A 19,393-nucleotide genomic window follows, 5' to 3' on the forward strand; every position below is an offset into this window, starting at 1 on the left:
ATATGGTAAAAATATATGAAGAAACTTTACGAGATGGTATTCAGAGTAGCGAACTTTCAATGTTGAATACTGAGGATAAAAAGAAAGTTATTAAGAATTTTGATAATGCTGGCATAGAAGGATGTTGTATTGGTTTTATAAATTCCTCAAAAAAAGAAAATGATGAAATTAATGAATTGTTCCAATTTATTATTACTAATAAGCTGAAGATAGTTCCAGCAGTATTATGTAGGTTGCTGATTGAGGATTTTAAAGAAATTAAAAATATCGTTCAATGCAATTCATTTAATCAACTTAAGGTGTACACGTATATTGCTGTCAGCCCAATAAGGATGAAAGTGGAGAATTGGAGTGAAGAAATTATCATTGAGAAAATAATTGACGTTCTTAATTATTGCCAAATGGAAAATGCTAAAATAACTATTGCATTTGAAGATGCTTCTAGAGCTGATAAAAGCTTTTTAAAGAAGTTAATTGAAATAATAAACAATTATCCTTTGGTTGAGAGTGTCGTCATTGCTGATACTGTCGGAACTTGTAATTATAATTCAACTAGGGATCTGGTATATTTTTTTAGAAAAAATTTATTTTTGAGTAAAACTATTGAGTGGCATGGTCATAATGATTTAGGACTTGCTGTCTCAAACGCCTTATCTGCTATTGAATCGGGTGCAGATATAGTACATACTTGCACTCTAGGGATTGGAGAAAGATGTGGAAATACTTCAACAGAGCAACTGATAATTAATCTTATTGTAAGTGAGTGTGGGAGAAGAGCAACTTATAAACCGAGATATTTGTATGATGTTGCAAAGATTTTAGAAAATAAATCACAATTTCCAATATCGCCTAAGACTCCGTGTTTTGGAATGGATTCCTTTTTCACTTGCGCAGGAACACATGCATCATCACTTTATAAATCATATCTTAAAAATGATAATAATTTTTCAATCATATTTTCACCATATGATTCTAATATTTTTGGTAGGGAGGTGACAGTAGGTATTAATTCTCAAAGTGGGAGAAGCAGTATTGAATATATAAGTCGAAAATATGGTTTAGAATTAAGTCAGGAGAATATAACTTCTATATTAGGCTTAGTGAAACAAAATGACTTATTTTTTAGGGAAGAGGAATTTGTTGATTATGTTAAACAAAAAAGAGTGGAAAGACTTGACTATAAGTAAATCCGAAAATGATAGTATAATTTCCTGCTTATATAATTGGGGATTCGAACTTCCTAAGAGTAAGGAATATACTTTTTCGTTAACTTGGTATGGATATAATAATGTATCGTATAAATATTGTGAAAAAGAGTGTTTAACATTGGGAGAACTTTCTTTATTATTCCCTCAGTTAAATGATTTGTTTTGGGAGCATCAAAAAGATAATATCGAAGGAAGAAGAAATTTTTATAAAAATTGTAAAAATTTATTGGGGAAATTCAATATATATTCTGTTAGGGATATTCTCGAAATATCAGATAGAGATTTACAGTTTGCACTCACTAATAGAATTGGATCAAAAGAATTTGAGAACTCAATAGTTTCTTTAATGTATATTAATAAGTTGTCTGATGACAATAAAGCTGAAAATACTCTAGAAAAAAAATTGTATTTTTCAATTAATAACGAGGATAGTATAATACCATATTATGAAAATACTTTGGGGATGACAGCAGAAAATTATTACTTTACAGCAAGTCATAGAACATTTTTTAGTAGTACATTTCCAGACTTTTTTAAAATTGATGTACCTTATAAAATATCTAATTCTATCAGAAACCTTACTAGAAATGAGTTGAGGATCCGAGCATCAGAAATCATAAAAAGTGAATTAGCTAATTCCGAAAATCCGATATTAAAAATTTTTGATGATTATGCATATGTTAGAATAGGTAAACGGAATATGGTTCTGAGAAATAAGTTTTTCAATGGGTTCATAGCACCGTTATTCGCTTTCTTTCAGCAAAGAATTTTTGATAATGGAAAATCATTTTTTACCCATTTTTATGACCTTAGAAAAAATACGAGTCAAAATATACCAGATTACTTGTTATTGAACATACTTTTTCCTTTAATTGATTGTTTTGAATTCTTTTTAAATGTCTCTATTAAGTATAAACGGTTAATTTTTCCATATGATTTTCATATGCAAAATATAATGATAAGCATTTATGATAATCAAATTGGTTTTATTTTTCAAGATTTTGATATGTCAAAAGAATTAACGGTTACCTCTTTCTATGAACAATTAGATTTTTTCTTTGAAAAATTTGTTGTAACTAATATTTTAGAGTCAATAAATGAATTAAAATTAGACGAAAAAAAATATATAATGCGTGAAATGAAAAAAATAATAAATACAAAAATTATTATAAAAGCTGAGTCATATTTTGGATCTCCCTCACCTTCAGAAGTGATTTTTCCTGATTTTATGAAACAATATCTAAGAGAAAATCAAAATGTGAAAGAAAGAACTATTAAATATCGATCTTATTTACGTTGATAGATAATTTACTAGAAATGAACTAATAATTAGAATTGTATTAATATGGAGAATAAAATTGTTTATTGATATTTTAAAAAAGAAAAAAATGAAAATTATTGAGGCACATGATGCACTAAGTGCCTATATTATAGACCAGACTAAATATTCTTCTGATAAAGGTGATATCTTTGAATATGATGGAATTTGGATTAGTTCGCTCTGTGATTCAATAATTCGAGGGAAGCCAGATATGGAAGTCGTAAATATAACCGATCGACTTCAAACAATTGATGATATTTTATGTGTTACTGAAAAACATATTATAGTAGATATTGACAGTGGAGGTACGTTAGCACAAACAGCTTCTTTGATAGAAAAAATTACACTGAGAAAAATTGCAGGAATAGTAATAGAAGATAAGATCGGCCAAAAGTATAATTCTTTATTGGGTGAGAAAAACACTCAATTACAGGATAGTACAGAGTCTTTTGAAAGAAAAATAAGGGTTGCAGTTAAATCGAGAAAAAATAGTAAAACAGCAATTATTGCTCGAATTGAGAGTCTAGTTCTTGGAAAAAGTTTAGAAGATTTACTATATAGAGGAAACTGTTATATAAAGGCTGGTGCTGAAGCATTGGTAATTCATGCATTGAATTCCAGATTAGATGACCTATATCAAGCGCTTAAGTATTTTAAGAGATACTTTCCAGAAATACCACTTATTGTTATCCCAACAGATTTTCCATATGTTTGTGCAGAGGAATTATTTGAGAGCGGAGCAGACTTAATTATCTATGCTAACCATTTGTTAAGAAGCATTATCAAACCAATGGAATATATTGCAAAAAGTATATTGATTGATGGTTATAGTAATGGGGTAGAAAATAAGTTACTACCTATAAGTGAAATATTGAATTATATACCATTATTGGGGGAGATAGATGAAAAGTAAAGATTTAATAAGTTCTTTGAAGTTAAATGGTGTAACTCGTTTTTTTGGGGTTCCAGATACTTTCTTGTATCCTATTACTTCACAATTAGCGAATGATGAATTGATAATTGTACCAAATGAGGGCAATGCAGTTTCAATGGCTTTTGGATATAGTATTACAACAAGTAGGATGCCTGTAATTTTTTTACAAAATTCAGGATTAGGAAATATATTAGATCCTGTACAAAGTTTAGTGGGGCAAGCAGTTTATAATCATCCTATGCTCTATATAATTGGATTTCGGGGAGGAACAGATGATGCTCCTCAGCATTTTGAGTGTGGTAAGGTAACAAAGAAGCTTTTGGAGATAAGTCAATTTGATATATATGAAAAAGATTATTTTACAAACGCCCTTAATACTGATATAAGAAGAATTATTGATAATATCAAAAAAAAGAATAAAAGCGCAGCCATTCTAGTGGATAAAGAATTTTTTTCAGATATTGTTAATATAAAAAATTACCAAATTTCTGATTATAACGATATACTTAATAAAATATGTGCTATTCTGGAAAAAGAGAAAGACTCTATTGTTCTCACATCAACAGGATATATAACTCGTCATATGGAGAATGTAAAAGATACTTATAAAAAGAACTTTGTTCATATACCTGTGCCAGGCTCATTAGGACAAACAATATCTTTCGGTGCTGGTATATGTATGGGAACTTCTATAAATAATAAAAAAAAGAAAATATATATTATAGATGGAGATGGTTCCTTATTTATGCATATGGGTTCTTTAGCGTTATTTGATTATTATAATTTGGATGTTACATATATCTTGTTAAACAACTATAAACATCTATCAGTTGGGGGAGAGAACACATTAGCTTCGAGCTGTAATTTTTTTAAGTTAGCTGAATCTATGAATTTTGATAATATATATTCTAGTGATAATTTAGAAGTGGTTGATTTTGAGGAAAAATTAAATCAGCAAGGAAAGAATTTTATTGAAATAATTTGTTCTAATGAAGTGACTTATTCATTATTAGAAAGAATGGATTTTAATTTCGAAGAAATAAAACAATTTAATATGGAGAATTAATATGCCTGATAGATACGTTGAATATAGTCAAAATGACTATGATAATATCATGAAATTAGATACTTTATTTATATCACAGTTAGATAGTAAATATAACGTTGAATACCATAAGTTACCCTCTTTAATCAGTGGCGAAGTTTTAAAGCGTTGTGGATATTTTTCTACAATGCCAAATCAGCTATCTAAAGTAGATATAATTGATGTTTCTCAACTAGAATCTCTGGGAAATAACAGAGAATTAGAAGAAATTAAATATAGTTCATCAGAAAATTATTTTTTGACACCGGCAGCCTGCTTACATTTTTATCCTATGTTAGAACATAAAGAAGTTAAAGAATGTATTTATAGTTCTTTAGTTGATGTGTTCCGTTATGAAAATGGTAATTTTACAATGGGTACTCGTCAATGGGAGTTTACGGTAAGAGAATTTCTTGCTATTGGAAATCCGAAATTTGTGGAAGAATTCTTAGAAGATTTAAAAGAAAAATTCTTAGCTATAGCACTTCGATTTGATTCAACTGCCAAAATCCAAAATGCTTGTGACAATTTTTATCCGACGAATCTAAACAAAGTTAAGCAAAAATTTCAAAAGTATAATAACCTAAAGTTTGAACTAATTGTCCATATTTCAGGAAAGGAGGTATCTGTAGCTTCGTTTAATTATCATAACAATCATTTCAGTAAAGAATTTAATTTTGATAGTAATGATACAATTGTAACAGGATGCGTTGGATTAGGGATTGATAGATGGATAAGTTTAATAAAAGAGTTAGAAAAGGATTATAAGTTATAATGAGAAAACAAATCATATCGCTGTTTCATGCTTATCTTAATGAAAATACCCAAGATTGGGTGGAAATTGATGAAAATTTCTTACTTTACCAACATTTAGATATGTTTTATTATTATTTATGTAAAAAGAATAATATAGAACCTCCTTTAATGGAAAAATTTGAAGTTAGAAAAAAAGTAATCGAAAGCAGAAATCGTCAGTATATAAAAGTTGCAAGAGACTTGAATGCTATATTTGAAAATCAATCTATACAAGTTGCTTTTTTAAAAGGAATTCAAACCTCTGAAAAGTATTATGAAGAACCATGGATTAGATATTATAGTGATTTAGATATTTTGGTAGCTAGAGAAATGATACCAGGGGTAGAAAAATTATTTTACCAACTGGGTTATGTTTTTGGGCATCTCAAAGATAATGGTGAAATTCATCATGCAACTCGAGAAGAAATACTCTATCAAAAACTCTTTACACATGAGATATATAATTTAGTGAAAAAAGAAAATGATAATGTATTCATTAATGTTGATATTAATTTTTTGTTTTCTTGGAAAGGTTTAAGTGATTCAGAAATTGAATTCAATGATATAAAAAATGATATTATCTATGATAGTAAAATAAAAATTAATACTCTAGATAAGGTGATGAATTTTATACATCTTTGTTGTCATTTATATAATGAAGCGAGATATTTTGCATTGAATAGATCTTTTTTGGGTGGAGATCCAAAGGAAATTCGGTTAAGCAGAGTATTTGAAATTGCTTTAATTCTTAAAGACTTAAAGCAAGAAGAGTTTAATTCAGTAGTTTACAGTTCTAGAAAATTGAATTGTGATAATAAAGTTTTTGCATCAATAGGTGTGACTAAACAATTATTGGAACTCAATTTATCAATTTTGGATAATTATACTGAAGAATTAAAAGTGAAAGATGAGTTTAATAGTTATATTGACAAAGATCAGAAGGTTAAGTATTGGCCTATTTCGATTGAAGATAGAGTTTTTGATTTAAAATTAAAAGTAAAAACATGCGATAAGATATTCATTAATTAATTTTATTAATGAACCATTTTTCGATTTTTGTCAGTAATTAAGGCGAATGTTAAAAATATTGTTAATATTTTTGCGACCGGATGAAATTTAGTATATTAAATTAATTAAAAAAAGAGGAATAAAACATTGAAATACGACAGCGAAATAAAAAATGTTATTAAAGATTATATAGATTTTGAGTTTGATATCAATGAAATAGACAACAATGTTGCTCTAACTGATTATGGAGTTGATTCGTTAAAGTATATTTCTATTATACTTGCTTTGGAAGATTATTTTAAGATTGAGATTCCAGATAACTATTTAGTTTTTTCAAAATCAAATACGATAAAAAAATTGAATTCTATTATTGAAGAATTGTTGTAATAGCAGCGTATATCTAGATTAGGAAACTAATTTTGTAATTGAATGATATATGAATAAAGAAAGAAAATAATATTAATATGAAATATATAAATTCTTCATTAAAATCAGTTGATAATTATTATTCATTGGAAGAAGTTACGTGTTTTGATAGATTATTGGGAATTTTCTTAAATAGTATCAATAATAGCTATTGTGACTTATTTTATATGATTAACAATTTTTATAGATGTTACAAGGTGGATGACAGTAAAAATGAATACGATTTTGAGAGAGAGATGCATATACTAAGAAATTTTTTCTGTATAGAGAGTGAAAAAATTAACATTTCTGATGAATATGCCTTAACAGAATTCATCGTCAAAAATATTAATAAATATGGTTCTGTTTTTGTTCCAATAAATCTTAAAGAAATTTATTACTCTACTTATTACAAAGAACAAGACTGGCCACATCTTTTTTTAATAAATGGCTATGATAAGGAAAAGGAACTCTTTTATATTATAGATGCTACACAGATATATTCAGATATACTTACGGAACAAAATTTTTGTATCACTTTTGAAATTCTTGAACGAGCCTATAAATCATATTTTCATCAGACTATTTTAAACAAAGAAAAAGAATATATTTTTGTTGTTACTACAGTAGTAAATGAACTGACCGAAACTGAGATATTCCACGAGACATTTAAATATTTGTTTAACCAAAGTAGTATATCATCCAGAGAATTAGAGATGGTATATAAAATATTGACAAATAGGGATTTTACATTACTGGCTAATTTAAAGAATATTACAAAAAAGAAGAAATTATTTTTTACAATCTTTTTTGAGAAACTTCGAGTATATGAATTGATTTCTAATAAAGAATTACTATATCTATCTAGTACAGTGGAAACTATTCTTGAGGAATGGACTATATTTATTAATAGATGTATTAAAAATATTTTGAAGAATGATACTAAATTAGTAAATTATGATTTTTTTGTTCTAGAAGAAAAAAAGATTTTTGATTTTTTTTCCAAACAAGCTTCTAGGTATAAAGAAAGATTATTTGAAATCATTTCATCAAATTCAAATAGATACAATGAAGTATTTGAGTGCATACAAAATAGTGGGAAAATTATTACAATTACTGAGGATAATTCCAGAAAATTTAGGTTTAGTTTTATCGGAGATAAAATTTACAATTCATGGTTTAATGATGATAGTCCAAAGGTAAGAATCAATCAAGACTTAAACTATCTTATAGTGAAAATAAATGTAATTCATAAAGAAAAGGATTCTAAATTTGTTGCAGGTCTATATTGTTTTATCGATGATAATTTATATTATTTTGGTTTGGACTCAAATTATTTTATAAACCTAGATTTAATGGGAAAAAATCCTGAAATTTTTAGAAAGCGACTTGAGACTTCGGAAGTTTATTTAAAAATATCTAGACAGGAGGATAGTTGTAAATTTTCCTATTCAGTTGATGGAATTACATATTTTTATGCAACGAGTTTAGACCTTCGTTCTTGTCATTTTTCTTGTGGAATTGGTTGCAAAACCTACTCAAAGCCAACGCCATTATGTATAGATTTTGAGGATCTTTTAATTGGGTAACTTTTTAATGGTAATTATCTAGCTTTTCTATAACAGAAAAGCTAGTACTTGTGTATTCTAGGAATAAGAAGTTGGGGTATACTTAGTATAAATATTCTTTTATGTACAATTATCCATTATGGTGAAATTTAAAAAAGTGATACCTTTTATAACTTGGCTATCGTTCTAGGTAACTTTAAAAAGTAAATTTATATCCATTTAGACCAATTTTTTACTGTTTTTATAACTGAAATATGTAAAGGCCCCTTAAAAAAATTTTAGTAGTTTATTTTCTGTGGATGCAAAACAACATTGTGAGGTTATTGTTTTAAGTGTTCTAATAATTAAGATTAAAATAGCTTTATAGTGGACAAAAACTTGGATTTGAACACTGATTACCATATAAATAGATAAAAGGAGAGTAAAGTATGGCAATGATTGAAGTATCTTGTCTTCGGAAAGATTTTGTTAAGATAATTAAAGAACCTGGCTTAAAAGGAGCCATACGTTCTTTTATCCATCCCGAAAAACAAATTTTTGAAGCGGTTAAGGATTTATCGTTTGAGGTTCCAAAGGGACAAATTTTAGGTTTTATTGGTGCTAATGGGGCAGGTAAGTCAACAACTATTAAAATGTTGACAGGGATTTTAAAACCGACATCTGGTTTTTGTCGCATTAATGGGAAGATTCCTCAAGAAAATCGTCAGGATTATGTTAAGGATATTGGTGTTGTTTTTGGGCAACGCACCCAGCTTTGGTGGGATTTGGCTTTACAAGAGACATACTCAGTTTTAAAAGAAATTTATGATGTCCCTGATGCAGTCTTTCAAAAACGCATGGATTTTTTAAATGATGTTTTAGACTTGAAAGAGTTTATTAAGGATCCTGTTCGGACACTATCGCTAGGTCAACGTATGAGAGCTGATATTGCGGCTTCTTTATTGCATAATCCCAAAGTCCTTTTTTTAGATGAGCCCACCATTGGTTTAGATGTTTCTGTCAAGGATAATATTCGACGAGCGATCACACAGATAAATCAAGAAGAAGAGACGACAATACTCTTAACCACTCATGATTTGAGTGATATTGAACAATTATGTGATCGTATTTTTATGATTGATAAAGGACAAGAGATTTTTGACGGCACTGTAAATCAACTGAAAGAAACTTTTGGAAAGATGAAGACCCTTACTTTTGAACTACGTCCAGGTCAAAATCATGTTGTCTCTCAGTTTGTAGGGATTTCGGATATTCATATTACGCGAAAAGAGTTGCTACTAAATATTCAATATGATAGCTCGCGTTATCAAACAGCTGATATTATCCAAAAAACCTTCTCTGATTTTGCCATTCGAGATTTAAAGATGACCGATGTAAATATTGAAGATATTATCCGTCGTTTCTACCGAAAGGAGCTTTAAGATGGTTAAATTATGGAAACGCTACAAACTATTTATTAGTGCTGGGATGCAGGAATTGATTACTTATCGTGTCAATTTTTTTCTTTACCGAATTGGGGATGTTATGGGAGCATTTGTTGCTTTTTACTTATGGAGAGCCGTTTTCAGTTCGTCGCATCAATCTTTGATTCGAGGATTTAGCTTATCTGATATGACTTTTTATATCATCATGAGTTTTGTGACTAACTTGCTGACAAAATCGGATAGCTCATTTATGATTGGCGAGGAAGTAAAGGACGGCTCAATTATTATGCGGTTGCTTCGTCCGGTTCATTTTGCAGCTTCTTATCTTTTCACAGAGATTGGATTTAGGTGGTTAGTCTTTGTTAGTGTTGGCTTGCCGTTTTTAATCATAATTATAGGCTTAAAACTCTTATCCGGACAACCTATCTTGCAAATTTCTCTAATGGCCTTGACCTATCTTTTTAGCTTAATATTGGCTTTTTTGATTAATTTTTTCTTTAATATTTGTTTTGGGTTTTCCGCTTTTGTTTTTAAAAATTTGTGGGGGTCAAATCTTCTAAAGAATTCTTTGGTTGCCTTTATGTCTGGTAGTTTGATTCCTTTGTCTTTTTTTCCAAAAATCATTGCGGATATATTATCTTTTTTTCCATTTTCATCTTTAATTTATACGCCAGTGATGATTATTGTAGGAAAGTATAACATTAGTCAAATGATTCAAGCTGTCTTGCTACAATTATTTTGGTTGCTTGTTATGATTGCTTTGTCCCAAATTATTTGGAAACGTGTACAGTCCCACATTACTATTCAAGGAGGTTAGTATGAAGAAATATCAACGTATGCACTTGATTTTTATCAGACAATACCTCAAGCAAATTGTGGAGTATAAGGTTGATTTCGTTGTTGGCGTTTTAGGCGTTTTTTTAACGCAAGGGTTAAACCTGTTATTCCTTAATATTATATTTCAAAACATCCCATCGCTGGATGGGTGGAGTTTTCAGCAGATTGCCTTTATCTATGGCTTTTCCCTAATTCCCAAGGGAATTGATCATCTCTTTTTTGATAATTTATGGGCTCTAGGGCAACGCCTGGTTCGTAAGGGCGAATTTGATAAATACCTGATAAGACCCATTAATCCTTTATTTCATATTCTAGTAGAAACTTTTCAAATTGATGCTTTAGGTGAATTGTTAGTAGGTATTTCATTACTATCAGCAACGGTAACCAGCTTGACTTGGACTTGGACGAAGGTTTTTATATTTTTAATTAGTATACCTTTTGCCACCTTGATTTATACTTCCTTAAAAATTGCAACAGCCAGCATAGCTTTCTGGACCAAACAATCTGGGGCAGTGATTTACATTTTTTATATGTTCAATGATTTTGCAAAATATCCGGTTGTCATCTACAATTCATTTTTACGTTGGTTGATAAGTTTTATTATTCCTTTTGCTTTTACAGCCTACTACCCAGCTAGCTATTTCTTGAAAGATAAGGATGGATTGTTTAATATTGGTGGATTAATCCTTATTTCATTAATATTTTTCACCATATCATTAAAATTATGGAACAAAGGTTTGGATGCATATGAAAGTGCTGGATCATAGCTCCTAAAGATTTCAATATCTATAGATTATAATTGCTATGGATATTGCAAAAAGTCAATGAAAAAGGAGTTGAATTTTATCATAATTTTTTTCAGAGTGTTATAATCGTGGCGTTGAATCATTTGTAATACTTCATCATTTTGATACTCTCGAAGCATTGCATTAAAACGGTGATTTCCTTAATCGGGAAATATTGGCCATGTTGTTCACTATGCTGAGTTCTGTTTTAAAGAATTTACAGAAGTTAATTATTAGACAACTTTCAATGAAATTGGTCTAATCGGTGATGGACAATATCTTGTTAGTAAATTTCCATCAGGTATCAAATATGATCTTGTAAAAGTTTTTCAATCACACCATAGCATGATGATTTACTAAACTCGTGCTATTAAACTGTTTAAAGGTGGTAGTCACAAGGGTGAGATTAGTGTGGTTCATGCTCTTCAGACAAAATAACCATTTGATAAAAATAACCCTGATGATGTTCATACAGTAGAACTTGAAGGCCTCATCCATAATAAATTCATTTTTGATAACTTATCTAGGTGGTTACTCAGAGAAATTGTTAAGTGTTAGAAGTAGCTAAAGCTTTGAATGACTTCCTTGGTATTAGCTATTAAATGAGTGACTGGATGCAAGCCTTTGATGGATCAACAGAATTTATTCATAACGGTAAAGGTGAGAAAGATAGCTCTAAATATCAAATTAATGGAGCTGGACGTTGTGAAGTACCAGTTTATGTACCTAAGACAGATTGGGACTGGATTATTTATCCTCAAGGTCCATATGATTAAATCATGCGTGTAAAACGGGATTATCCAAATTATCAAATTTATATCACTGAAAATAGTTTGGGATATAAAGATGAATTTGTTGATAATACTGTTTATGATGATGGTCGTATCGATTATGATTATGTGAAGAAACACTTAGAAGTGATTTCAGATGCGATTGCAGATGGTGCAAATATTAAAGGGGAGTTTATTTGGTCGTTGATGGATGTTTTCTTATGTCCAAATGGCTAAGAAAAATGTTATAGTCTCTTCTATCTGGACTTTGAGACACAAGAATATTACTCTAAGAAAGAGTGCCTACTAGTACAACCAAGTAGCAGAATCTCAACTTATTGAATAGTATATATAATTTCTAACATAAGATAAGAGTGTGGGTTTAAGACGGACGCTCTTGTTTGGTATCGGGGAGGAAAAATCAAATAGTTATTGAATTAAAACATGAGCGATTGACAGTGCAGTTTTCGTAGTTTGACGGTGCCTTATCATCTATTAAAGATAAGGATGGTGTAGAATACCTATGGCAAGGTAATCCAGAATATTGGGGTAGCCAAGCACAAGCCCTATTTCCAATTTGTGTAAGTGTAAGAGATGATTAAGTTCTCGTAGAAGGGGAATATAGGAATATTACTGTACGTGGATTAGTAAGAAAATAAAATTTTACATATAAGAAGATAGGTGAATCGTCAATTTCTTTTAGCTATAAATCTAACGTGCAGACTCTTCAAGAATTTCCATATCACTTAGTTTTGAATATAATTTATCGCTTGTATGATTCTACAAAAACTACGGAATATCAGGTAACGTTTAGCGAAGTTGAACGTTCTATTCCTTACTTTATGGAGGTCACCCAGGATTTAATTGCCCTTTAGAAAATAACTATAAATACGAAGATTATCATTTAGAATTTTCTGAATATTTAATATATAGCATTCCAAAGAGTTTCCCAGATACTGGATTACTTGATTTACAAGATAGAACCCCTTTTCTTGAAAATCAAAATGAATTAGATTGGGATTATTCTTTGTTTTCACACGATGCTATTACCCTAGATCAACCAAAGTCATGTAGTGTCAGTTCGAAGTCTAAAAAAGTAATAAGGGAATTAAGGTGGATTTTAAAGATTTTCCACATTTAATTATTAGGTCTACCACTAATCAAAGTCCATTTATAGCCTTAGAGCCATGGAGTGGATTATCAACATCATTAGAGGAATCAGATATATTGGAAGAGAAGCAGGGGGTTACATTTGTAGAACCGAGTCAAACTAGCATTAAATCATTCGATATTACTATTTTGTAAATTAAAGTTAGCTGAACGGAATCTAAAGATAGGGACTTTAGAAATTTACAAAAATCCAATATAAAATTTGTATAATCTAATGTAAGGTGGTCTGAAGTAGTAGTCAATCTAGAATATATTCAAAATAGTATTGAAATATTTACAAAAATAATTGTTGGTTTTAACTAAACAATAATTACTGTCATATTATGACAATTTCCCAGCTTTTTTCTGAAAGTGACATATACTTTTCTTAGGAGAAAGCTAGATGTACCAACGGATAAGAGATTTGAGGGAAGATCATGATCTCACTCAAAAGTTTGTTGCAAATTTACTTTCCTTTTCTCATACAAACTATGCAAAAATTGAGAGAGGAGAGGTTGCCTTAACGGCAGATGTTCTTGTGCAGCTTTCTAAACTCTATGACGTTAGTACGGATTACTTATTAGGACTAACAGATTGTCCAGATAGGATAAAACGTAAAATAAAATAGTCTCTCCTTGATTTGTTCATTGACAATTGAATAAACCGAGGTGGGACTTTCTTATTTGTCGAGCAATTTAGTGAGATACGCCGTGATAGGAGCGAAAATTATTAGCTATAAAATAGAGTGGTTCTCTATCTGCCATGACCACAAATAAGGACAATGATACTTCTGAACGTTCAGGTTGCCATCGTAAAAGGACAGCGGGTGAAATGCCCATGAATGATTTAACCAATCATACCTACTGAGGAAATTATAGAATAGCACGTTATCAGGAGGAAAAATATTGGAACAAACAGTTGTAAAATATAGTCTGCAGTTATCAATGCTTAATTTTTTATATTCTAAAGAACTGTTGTCTAAAAATGAATACGAAAAAATCAGAAATAGACTGCGTATTAAGTACACAAAATAGCTGACCTTTTTATTTGAACGCGGTAATATAGAATCAAAAGGAGGAATTTCAGTTATGAAAACAAATAATGTTGAAATAATAAAAGCTGATTCTTTAGTTCGACGTAGAGGTGTCAATGTTGAAAGACATTTAAAAAAGGTTGCTGCTTATTGCCGAGTGAGTTCTGATAGTGAGGATCAGAAGAACAGTTATGAATCTCAGGTGAGACATTATAAAGATTACATTTCTCAGCGTTCAGATTGGGAACTCGCTGATATCTATGCAGATGAGGGGATTTCAGGAACTCAAGCAGGAAAGAGACAGGGTTTTCAACGCTTAATCAATGATTGTGTAAATGGCGAAATTGATTATATTGTAACAAAAGCAATTGCTAGATTTGCAAGAAACACCTTAGATACTTTGAAGTATGTCAGAATGTTAAAGGATATGCAAATTGGAGTTTATTTTGAGGAAGAGAACATTGATACCCTTACTATGGATGGAGAATTACTTCTAACCATTCTTAGCTCTGTTGCACAGCAAGAAGTAGAAAATACATCTGCACATGTGAAAAAGGGATTAAAAATGAAGATGCAACGTGGTGAACTGATAGGGTTTCAAGGGTGCTTGGGGTATGACTATGATGTAGAAACCAAACAACTTTCTATCAATAAAAAAGAAGCAAAAATAGTCCGTTATATCTTTGAAAGGTACTTAGAAGGTATTGGAGGGAAAGTTATAGCAAGGGAACTTGATGAACTAGGTTACAAATCTCCGAGAGGATTAGATCATTGGAATGATACAACAGTCTTAGGAATCATAAAGAATGAAAAATATAAAGGCGATATTCTAATGGGAAAAACTTTTACAGTGGATCCAATAAGCAAGAGACGTTTAAGTAATTTTGGTGAAGAAGATAAGTACTACATCAAAGATAACCATGAACCTATAATATCTAAAGAAGACTTTGAGAAAGCTCAGGAGATTAGGTTGCGTAGGGCAGGAAATAAAAAGACAGTTGCGAATGTAAATGGAAAACGTGAACGCTATTCAAAAATGTATGCTTTTAGTAGTATGTTAGAATGTGGCTTTTGTGGTTCATTATTGTCTAGGAGAAGTTGGCACTGTCGTTCAGATTATCGAAAAGTTGTGTGGCATTGTGTTACTTCGATAAAAAAAGGGAAAAAATACTGTAAACATAGTAAAGGATTAGAGGAACTGGCTATTGAGGGAGCTTTCATGGAAGCTTACAGACAACTCTATCATTCGAATGAAAATATAGTGTCAGATTTACTTGAAACGATTGAATCTGAATTAAATGACAATAGCCTCAATAAGGAACTAAAAAAGATTACTAATAAGCTTCGCACTTTACTAAAAAAAGAGGAGAATCTTGTAAATTTAAAACTAGAAGGGAAAATAAGTGATTCTATTTATAATGAAAAATATAATGAGCTCTCCTTAGAAAAAGAATATCTTGCAGAAGAAAAAGTAAATGTTGAAACAACATTGAAGTCAGAAATTGATGTTAAAAAAAGACTAACTGAGTTTAAACAATTACTATCTTCACAGAAAATGCTTACTGAGTTTGATCGTACAGTTTTTGAGAGCATCGTTGAGAAAATTATTGTAGGTGGTGTTAGTAGCGATGGTGAAATTGATCCTGCAATGTTAACCATAATTTTCAAAACAGGAGAAACTCAAAATAAGGACGGTAAACAATTTAAAAGTAAACGTAAAAATGCTAAACTAGAACCAGATAAATTGTGTCCTCAAAACTGTGACGAGGACAAAAAATTGTATTCTCAAGGGACAGACAACACATGTGGAGTGTGTGAGTTTACTTGAGAAAGGTAGTTAAAGAGTCCGTCTCACTCTATTATTTCAAGATGAGACGCTCAAAAGGTCCACTGGACCTTTTGACTCCCGCAGACGCATCACGTGGAGTGTGTGAGTTTATTGGAGAAATGGAATTAATGTATGACAATTACCATTGATTTTGGCAATTTTTGGCAATTTTTGGGAAATGTTATCCGCATTAGGTACAGTTGGAGCTGTGATAGTCTCCCTATGGCTAGCAAGTCGTACTGAAAAAACTAACCTTTATCTCCATTCATGTATTGGTTATTCACAAGAAAGTGGGGCAGTAAAGTATATTTTTGAGATTATTAATGTTGGTAAAGTTCCAACAAGGCTGATTTATGAGGGGATTTCTCGATTTAATTGGAACCTCTTTAATCCAGAAACTGAATTTGATGGTGTATTGGATTGGACTTTCAATGAAAAAAATTTAGCTGCTAGTTATGCCAGTGTACTAAGGCCAAATGAGAGTATCATTTTAGAAGTTGAATCAGAAGTAATGCGACAAACTATCCGTAATTTAATCGGCGAAAAAAAGCTGAACAAACTCTATTTCTTCATTGTTGATAGTACTAATCGTAGACATTTCACAGAGATTTCTGTGGAAGATATTATGGAAGAGATTTAATTTTTAAGATTTGGTTGAGTAAAAAAATAGCAAATGAAACCAATCTATATGAGCATTCAGCCTCTTTGCCAACTGTAGTGCTTGGATAAGAATCTAATGTTTTGAAGAGAGGACCGTTCTAGTTTATTCTTTTTTGAAAGATAGGCTTGCTGTTACCTATCTCTTCTTCCATCACATGGTGGAGTTTGAAGTAACAAGATAAATGTTATTAATATAAGGCAGGACTTTGCTTTTACTAGCTAAAAAGTAAAGGATACCTCAGGAATTATGCCTTAGTTATTGTGCAGGGCTATTTGGTATATGAAATATTTTTACTGATTAGCAAAAAGATAATTGTTTTTTACCACTTTAACGGATTAGGTTTTTTTAATCAACTAAGCTTCTCAGGGAGCTAACGAGTAAGGCGGAACCTATCCTAACTACTTTGATGGCATCAAAAATGGTACAGTCGTATTTTCTTTAATAACTGTATCAGTTAATATTTAACATTTCAAGAAAGCGCTAAACAATATGGTTTAATGCTTTTTTGTTTTTTATGAGTCACATGGTTTGATTTTCTTAAGGGTGTTCTGTTACAATGAGATTGTCTTTCTGAGAGAACTGTTATAGGCGCCTGAGGTTTCTTTGAAATGAAAAAATGATTAGCGTGGTTACTAGTGTTTTTCTGGTTTAGAAGTCATTGGTCAGGCTAGGGAGTTGTCGTTGTTGTCAGTTTTGTAACTGATTGATTGAGAAAAGGAGATTCTTCTAATGAAAAAACTGTTGTCACTTGTTCTGACGCTTTTAGCTGGTTTTAGTTTGGTGGCTTGTGGGTCACAAGCAAAGCAAGGTGATTCTGAAACATCATCATCTACGAAAGCAAAGGATATGACCGTTGTTAAAGTAGCTGCTCACACAAGCCCTATGACGGATATGCTTGAAGCAGTAAAAGATAATTTAGCTAAAGAAGGCTATAAGCTTGAAGTGGTCACTGTTACTGATAATATTCAGGCTAATGTCGCTTTAAAAAATAAAGAAGTTGATGCTAATTTTTTCCAGCATAAGCCATTCATGGAAATGTTCAATAAAGGAAATGACGCCAATCTTGTTCAAGTACAGCCAATCTACGATGCAATTGTGTCTTTCTATGGGAAAGACCTTAAAGACATCAAGGACCTTAAAGAAGGAGCGGATGTTGCCATTCCAAATGATCCAACCAATATGACTCGTGCCCTCCGCTTATTAGCAGAGCATAAGGTGATTAGCCTGCGTGATCCAAAGAGTATGTCAGTAACTGTTGAAGACATTACAGAAAATCCAAAAAATCTCATTTTTTCACCAGTGTCATTACTTAATCTCAATGAAGCATACAAGGAAAAAGACATGATTTTCAACTACCCAACTTATATTGCCAAGCTCAATTTAACACCAGAAAAAGATGGTGTATTAGTTGAAGAAGGTAAGGATCATTTCTTTGCCGTGTCACTTGTTGCGCGTGAAGACAACAAAGATAGCAAAGCTGTTAAAGCCGTTCAACAAGCATTGACAAGCAAGGAAATTAAAGCCTTTATCGAGGATAAGTTAAACGGTCATGCCAAGGTTGCTTTCTAAATCATACCAATAAACTGTCAAAAACTCTTCTAGCCATGTGTTAGAAGAGTTTTTGTGATAGAGAGTCCTTGCTTTTTGAAGATAAGCTGTTACAATAAAAAGAACTAGCCGTATGCCTAGAACATGATAACAGTAAGGAGAGCCGTATGCCTATTACCAAACACGAGATTCCTCTTTTAGAATTTGACAGTGATCCATCAGCCGTCATTATGCCTACCCATGAAGGACTAGATATTCAGCTTCCACCTAAGTGTGTCTATGCTTTCTTAGAAGACGAGATTGAAGCCTTTGCGTTAGATCATCAAGGGAAAAAAATCGCAGAATTCGTTTCAGCTACTAAGGTTTACCCTGTTTATCTGTTAACTTATAAAGACCAAGATATCTGTTTAGCTCAGGCTCCTGTTGGATCGGCTCCTGCCGCGCAATTTATGGACTGGCTGATTGGTTATGGGGTCAAAGAAATCATGAGTACAGGAACTTGTGGTGTTTTGGTGCCTATCGAGGAAAATCGTTTTTTAGTACCAACTAAGGCTTTACGAGATGAAGGAACAAGTTATCATTATGTGGCACCATCGCGTTATATAGCCATCAATCCTATTATGCTCCGTCTGATTGAGCAAACTCTTTTAGCAAATGGACTAGCCTACCAAGAGGTCATCGCTTGGTCAACGGACGGTTTTTACCGGGAGACAAAAGAGAAAGTGGCTTATCGCCGGGAAGAAGGTTGTTCGGTTGTTGAGATGGAATGTTCTGCCCTAGCAGCAGTAGCTCAGCTCAGGAAGGTTCTTTGGGGGCAACTCTTATTTACAGCAGATACACTAGCAGATATCGAAGCATACGATCAACGCAACTGGGGAGCAGATTCCTTTACCTTTGCCCTCAATTTATGTTTAGAGGTACTCCATACACTAGACAAGGTTGAACAACCTACTGATTTTTAAACAGGAGCTCTGCCTTCTTTTCATATTTGTAGTATAATGAAACTTGTATTGATTTTAGACTAAGAGGAAAAGA

General features: G+C 31.4%; 17 protein-coding genes and 2 pseudogenes. 18 read left to right on the plus strand and 1 reads right to left on the minus strand.

Annotation, left to right across the window (positions count from 1 at the left end; translation table 11 throughout):
• Nucleotides 1-2 precede the first annotated feature (2 nt).
• The 14 genes and pseudogenes from ACYTR8_RS01440 (at nucleotide 3) to ACYTR8_RS01505 (ending at nucleotide 13,916) form a co-directional block, all read left to right on the plus strand.
• A complete protein-coding gene (locus ACYTR8_RS01440) occupies nucleotides 3-1,187 on the plus strand; it encodes a histone-lysine N-methyltransferase (RefSeq protein ID WP_479641544.1) in 1,185 nt (394 codons plus the stop codon).
• Nucleotides 1,147-2,508 (plus strand): hypothetical protein, encoded by a 1,362-nt coding sequence (locus tag ACYTR8_RS01445; protein ID WP_479641545.1) that lies wholly within the window; start codon nucleotides 1,147-1,149, stop codon nucleotides 2,506-2,508. Before ACYTR8_RS01440 ends, ACYTR8_RS01445 begins: the two co-directional genes overlap by 41 nt.
• Before the next feature lie 58 nt (nucleotides 2,509-2,566).
• On the plus strand, nucleotides 2,567-3,442 hold the full coding sequence (locus ACYTR8_RS01450) for an isocitrate lyase/phosphoenolpyruvate mutase family protein (protein WP_227874937.1): 876 nt from the start codon (nucleotides 2,567-2,569) through the stop codon (nucleotides 3,440-3,442).
• Entirely contained in the window at nucleotides 3,432-4,529 is a 1,098-nt protein-coding gene (locus ACYTR8_RS01455; protein ID WP_479641546.1) for a thiamine pyrophosphate-dependent enzyme, read from the plus strand. The genes ACYTR8_RS01450 and ACYTR8_RS01455 overlap by 11 nt, the downstream gene beginning before the upstream one ends.
• 1 nt (nucleotide 4,530) lies before the next feature.
• Nucleotides 4,531-5,322 carry an aminoacyl--tRNA ligase-related protein gene (locus tag ACYTR8_RS01460; protein WP_479641547.1) on the plus strand — a complete coding sequence of 264 codons (792 nt, stop codon included), beginning with the start codon at nucleotides 4,531-4,533 and terminating at the stop codon, nucleotides 5,320-5,322.
• Nucleotides 5,322-6,371 (plus strand): nucleotidyltransferase family protein, encoded by a 1,050-nt coding sequence (locus tag ACYTR8_RS01465; RefSeq protein WP_479641548.1) that lies wholly within the window; start codon nucleotides 5,322-5,324, stop codon nucleotides 6,369-6,371. Before ACYTR8_RS01460 ends, ACYTR8_RS01465 begins: the two co-directional genes overlap by 1 nt.
• A 126-nt stretch (nucleotides 6,372-6,497) precedes the next feature.
• Complete coding sequence (locus ACYTR8_RS01470; protein WP_000872900.1) at nucleotides 6,498-6,737, plus strand: phosphopantetheine-binding protein; 240 nt, start codon at nucleotides 6,498-6,500, stop codon at nucleotides 6,735-6,737.
• A 236-nt stretch (nucleotides 6,738-6,973) separates the two neighbouring features.
• Nucleotides 6,974-8,344 (plus strand): hypothetical protein, encoded by a 1,371-nt coding sequence (locus ACYTR8_RS01475; protein ID WP_479641549.1) that lies wholly within the window; start codon nucleotides 6,974-6,976, stop codon nucleotides 8,342-8,344.
• Nucleotides 8,345-8,751: 407 nt separating this feature from the next.
• Nucleotides 8,752-9,744: an ABC transporter ATP-binding protein gene (locus ACYTR8_RS01480; protein ID WP_136119234.1), complete on the plus strand. Its 993-nt coding sequence runs from the start codon at nucleotides 8,752-8,754 to the stop codon at nucleotides 9,742-9,744.
• A 1-nt stretch (nucleotide 9,745) separates the two neighbouring features.
• The gene (locus ACYTR8_RS01485) at nucleotides 9,746-10,564 is read left to right on the plus strand and encodes an ABC transporter permease (RefSeq protein ID WP_479641550.1); all 819 of its coding nucleotides are present in this window, start codon (nucleotides 9,746-9,748) and stop codon (nucleotides 10,562-10,564) included.
• 1 nt (nucleotide 10,565) lies between these two features.
• Nucleotides 10,566-11,351 carry an ABC transporter permease gene (locus ACYTR8_RS01490; protein ID WP_479641551.1) on the plus strand — a complete coding sequence of 262 codons (786 nt, stop codon included), beginning with the start codon at nucleotides 10,566-10,568 and terminating at the stop codon, nucleotides 11,349-11,351.
• Nucleotides 11,352-11,401: 50 nt separating this feature from the next.
• Nucleotides 11,402-12,485: pseudogene (locus ACYTR8_RS01495) on the plus strand (family 1 glycosylhydrolase); the annotation flags it as partial.
• Nucleotides 12,486-12,564: 79 nt separating this feature from the next.
• Nucleotides 12,565-13,444, plus strand: a pseudogene (locus tag ACYTR8_RS01500) (aldose epimerase family protein).
• A 247-nt stretch (nucleotides 13,445-13,691) separates the two neighbouring features.
• Nucleotides 13,692-13,916 carry a helix-turn-helix domain-containing protein gene (locus tag ACYTR8_RS01505; protein WP_268734249.1) on the plus strand — a complete coding sequence of 75 codons (225 nt, stop codon included), beginning with the start codon at nucleotides 13,692-13,694 and terminating at the stop codon, nucleotides 13,914-13,916.
• 67 nt (nucleotides 13,917-13,983) lie between these two features.
• On the opposite strand, the gene ACYTR8_RS01510 is transcribed toward ACYTR8_RS01505, so the two are convergent.
• Nucleotides 13,984-14,142 carry a hypothetical protein gene (locus ACYTR8_RS01510; protein WP_158185283.1) on the minus strand — a complete coding sequence of 53 codons (159 nt, stop codon included), beginning with the start codon at nucleotides 14,140-14,142 and terminating at the stop codon, nucleotides 13,984-13,986.
• Between the two features lie 234 nt (nucleotides 14,143-14,376).
• On the opposite strand from ACYTR8_RS01510, the gene ACYTR8_RS01515 reads away from it, so the two are divergent.
• The 4 genes from ACYTR8_RS01515 (at nucleotide 14,377) to ACYTR8_RS01530 (ending at nucleotide 19,320) form a co-directional block, all read left to right on the plus strand.
• On the plus strand, nucleotides 14,377-16,149 hold the full coding sequence (locus ACYTR8_RS01515; protein ID WP_479641552.1) for a recombinase family protein: 1,773 nt from the start codon (nucleotides 14,377-14,379) through the stop codon (nucleotides 16,147-16,149).
• A 178-nt stretch (nucleotides 16,150-16,327) separates the two neighbouring features.
• Complete coding sequence (locus ACYTR8_RS01520; protein WP_479641553.1) at nucleotides 16,328-16,789, plus strand: hypothetical protein; 462 nt, start codon at nucleotides 16,328-16,330, stop codon at nucleotides 16,787-16,789.
• Nucleotides 16,790-17,539: 750 nt separating this feature from the next.
• The gene (locus tag ACYTR8_RS01525) at nucleotides 17,540-18,379 is read left to right on the plus strand and encodes a MetQ/NlpA family ABC transporter substrate-binding protein (protein WP_269760505.1); all 840 of its coding nucleotides are present in this window, start codon (nucleotides 17,540-17,542) and stop codon (nucleotides 18,377-18,379) included.
• A 146-nt stretch (nucleotides 18,380-18,525) separates the two neighbouring features.
• Nucleotides 18,526-19,320, plus strand: a complete 795-nt coding sequence (locus ACYTR8_RS01530; protein ID WP_443597492.1) for a nucleoside phosphorylase — start codon at nucleotides 18,526-18,528, stop codon at nucleotides 19,318-19,320.
• Nucleotides 19,321-19,393: the final 73 nt, after the last annotated feature.

Source organism: Streptococcus sp. F2 (assembly GCF_056500955.1).